Here is a 3,247-nt window from a genome sequence, read left to right as displayed (position 1 = left end):
TCGGTGAGCCGCGGGTTCCCCGGCGTCGACGGGTCGGACGGACGGAAGCTCGTGTTCCTCGTGCCCCTGGGCGAGAACGCGCTGCAGTCCACCTTCGAGACCTATCTCGACGAGGAGCTGTCGCCGTGAAGCGCCTCGGTCGCAAGGACCTCCCGCCCGAGCAGCAGCGGGCGCTGCGCAGCGCGATCCGCTGGGAGGTCTTCACGATCGCGTACACGTCGGTCACGATCGTCGTGATCGCCTTCGTCGTGGGCGGCTCGCAGGCGATGAAGACCGCGTGGATCGAGGACATGCTCTCGCTCATCCCGCAGATCTCGTTCCTCGTCGCGCTGCTGTTCATCCGTCGACCGCCTTCGCGCGCGTTCCCGTTCGGTCTGCACCGCGTGATGGGCGTCGGCCACCTCGTCGCGGGCGTCGCCCTGCTCGCCGTCGGCGGCAACCTCGCGTTCGAGTCCGCGTCCGGGTTGATCCGCGGCGAGCATCCCGCGATCGGGACCGTCCGCGTGTTCGGACAGACCATCTGGCTCGGCTGGTTCATGGTCGCGGTGATGGCCGTGATCGTGATCGGGCCGTTCTTCTACGGCAACGCGAAGGCGAAGCTCGCCCCGGTGCTGCACAACAAGGTGCTGTACGCGGATGCCGACATGGCCAAGGCCGACTGGACGACGACGGTCGCCTCGATCGTCGGCGTGCTGGGCGTCGGGGCGGGACTGTGGTGGCTCGACGGGGCGGCTGCCCTGTTCATCTCGCTCGGCATCATCTGGGACGGCTACCGCAACGCGCGCGCGGCCGTCTTCGACCTCATCGACCAGCGGGCGCGCACGCACGACGACGCCGACGTGCATCCGCTCGCCGGCGAGATCGCACGCGCGCTGGAGCGGCAGCCGTGGGTGCGCGAGGCGGCGGTGCGCATGCGCGACATGGGCCAGGTGTTCCACGTCGAGGCGTTCGTGGTCCCGAGTCGCGACCGTGTCTCGGCCACGAAGATCGACGCCGCGCGGCGGGCCGTCGCCGACATGGACTGGAAGATGCAGGACGTGTCGATCGTCGTCGTGGCATCCCTCCCCGACGAGGTCGAGCGGGCGGTCTGAGCGCGTCGGGGTGTCGGACCGCTGGGGTACGCTCGCGCCATGCCCTCGTTCGCCACGCTCGTGACACCGGTGGGCACCATCGGCGTCACGAGCAGCGGCGAGGCGATCACACGCGTCGCGTGGAAGTCGGAGCGTCCGGCGGATTCCGCGTCCGCGCCGGACGCGCTGCTCGCCGAGACGATGTCGCAGCTCGCGGCCTACTTCCGCGGTGACCTGCGGCGATTCGACGTGCCGTTCGACCTCGGCCACCCTTCGGAGGGCACACGCGCGGTGCTCACCACCCTCCACGACACGGTCCGCTACGGCGACTCCGTCACCTACGGGGAGCTGGCGACCCGCAGCGGTTCCGGCATCCCCGCACGCGGGATCGGGGCGATCATGGGCGCGAATCCCGTCCCGATCATCGTCCCCTGCCACCGCGTTCTCGCCGGCGACGGCCTCGGCGGCTATTCCGGCGGCGACCGCGGCCAGGGCCTCGCGACCAAGCGCTGGCTGCTCGCGCTCGAGGGAGTCCTGCCCGCATCCCTGTTCTGAGTCAGGACGGACGGGTGCCGAGGGACGGCGCTCCGGTGGATCGACGTGGTGGCGTCCGGCGCCATAGAGACTCGTGCGGGGCATCGTCAACCCCTTCCGCGGGCGGACGCCGCCGATCTACGGTGAGGCGATGATCTCGGATCTCTGGCTCACCCGGCACGGCGAGAGCATCGGCAACGTCGCCGCGACGACCGCCGAGCGGGAGGGGCTCGACGTCATCGCGATCGAGGAGCGCGACGCCGACGTGCCGTTGTCGACGACGGGAGCCGAGCAGGCGCAGGCGTTCGGGGCGTGGCTCGCCGACCACGACGGCGGGATCGGCACGGCGTGGGTCTCGCCGTACCTGCGCGCGCAGCAGACCCTCTCGCTCGCGATGGCCGAGTCGGGCTCGACGCTCGTGCCGCTCGTCGACGAGCGGCTGCGCGACCGCGAGCTGGGCGTGCTCGACCTGCTCACCCGCCGCGGCGTGGAGCGCCTCCACCCGGAGGAGGCCGAGCGGCGCCGGCGGCTCGGCAAGTACTACCATCGTCCGCCCGGGGGAGAGTCCTGGGCCGACGTGGCGCTGCGGCTGCGGTCGTTCCTCACCGACTCGATCCCCGCCGCCGACGGCGGCGCCCTGATCGTCGCGCACGACGCGGTCGTGCTGCTGCTCGTGTCGCTCCTCACCGCCATGAACGAGCGCGAGCTCCTCGACTTCGCCTCCGCCAACACGGTCCTCAACGCCTCGGTGACCCACCTGCGTCGCGACGGGGCGCGCTGGGAGATGCTCGCGTTCTCGACGGTCTCGCACCTGCAGAAGGAGGGTGCCGACGTCACCGTCCACCCCGGGAGCCCCGATGTCGAACCGGAGTGACGGCTCGGACGACCGCATCGACGCGGCCACGCTGCGCGTGTGGGGCCTGCCCGACCCGGGCCGCACGAAGCAGTCGCGAGGGGATGCCGTCATCGTCGGCGCGTCGCGACGCACGCCCGGCGCGGTGATCCTCGCCTTCGAGGCGGCGATGCGCGTCGGCGTCGGTCGCGTGGCCCTGCTCGTGCCGGGGTCGGTGGAGGGACAGCTGGGCGCGCTGCTCCCGGAGGCGGCCGTGCACGCGCTGCCCGACGATCCGGACGACCCGATCTCGGGAGCGGCGGCCGACGCCGTCGAGCGGGCGGACGCCGTGCTGGTCGGGCCCGGGTTCGACGACGTCCCGCAGACGCGGGCGACGCTCGACGCCGTGCTCGACCTGCGGCCCCGGCGGCTCGTGCTCGACGCCTACGCCCTGGCGGCGCTGCCCGACATCGCCCGAGACCGGCTCCCGCGGGACCTCGTGCTGACGCCCAACGAGCGCGAGGTCGAGGTCCTGTCGGGCAGCTCGCCCGACGGCGACGCGTTCATCCCGACGCTCGCGGAGGTCGCGCGCCGCTACGGGGCGATCGTGGCGTCGTACGGCGTCGTCGCCGCGCCCGGGGGCCGCATCCTCCACGTCGAGGGCGGCGGTCCGGAGCTTGCGACGGCCGGCAGCGGCGACGTGCTGGCGGGGGCGATCACCGGGTTTCTCGCACGCCGCATCGACGCCGACCGGGCGGCCGCGTGGGGGCTGTGGGCGCACGCCCGCGCCGGCGGCCGGCTCGCCGAGAGG

Annotated in this window: 4 protein-coding genes; all 4 read left to right on the top strand. The window is 72.9% G+C overall.

What is annotated here, in order from left to right:
• Positions 1 to 125 precede the first annotated feature (125 nt).
• Positions 126 to 1,091 (top strand): cation transporter, encoded by a 966-nt coding sequence (locus WML84_RS14095; RefSeq protein WP_347346769.1) that lies wholly within the window; start codon positions 126 to 128, stop codon positions 1,089 to 1,091.
• Between the two features lie 39 nt (positions 1,092 to 1,130).
• Positions 1,131 to 1,625, top strand: coding sequence for a methylated-DNA--[protein]-cysteine S-methyltransferase (locus WML84_RS14090; protein WP_347346768.1), 495 nt, complete (start codon positions 1,131 to 1,133; stop codon positions 1,623 to 1,625).
• A gap of 130 nt (positions 1,626 to 1,755) precedes the next feature.
• Complete coding sequence (locus tag WML84_RS14085) at positions 1,756 to 2,478, top strand: histidine phosphatase family protein (protein WP_347346767.1); 723 nt, start codon at positions 1,756 to 1,758, stop codon at positions 2,476 to 2,478.
• The coding region (locus WML84_RS14080; RefSeq protein WP_347346766.1) for an ADP/ATP-dependent (S)-NAD(P)H-hydrate dehydratase at positions 2,462 to 3,247 on the top strand (786 nt) is incomplete at its 3' end. The genes WML84_RS14085 and WML84_RS14080, both read left to right, overlap by 17 nt.

The organism is Microbacterium sp. (genome assembly GCF_039812165.1).
Lineage (GTDB): Bacteria > Actinomycetota > Actinomycetes > Actinomycetales > Microbacteriaceae > Microbacterium.
Note: the sequence above shows the minus strand (reverse complement) of the source record. Positions and strands in the feature narration are given on the sequence as shown.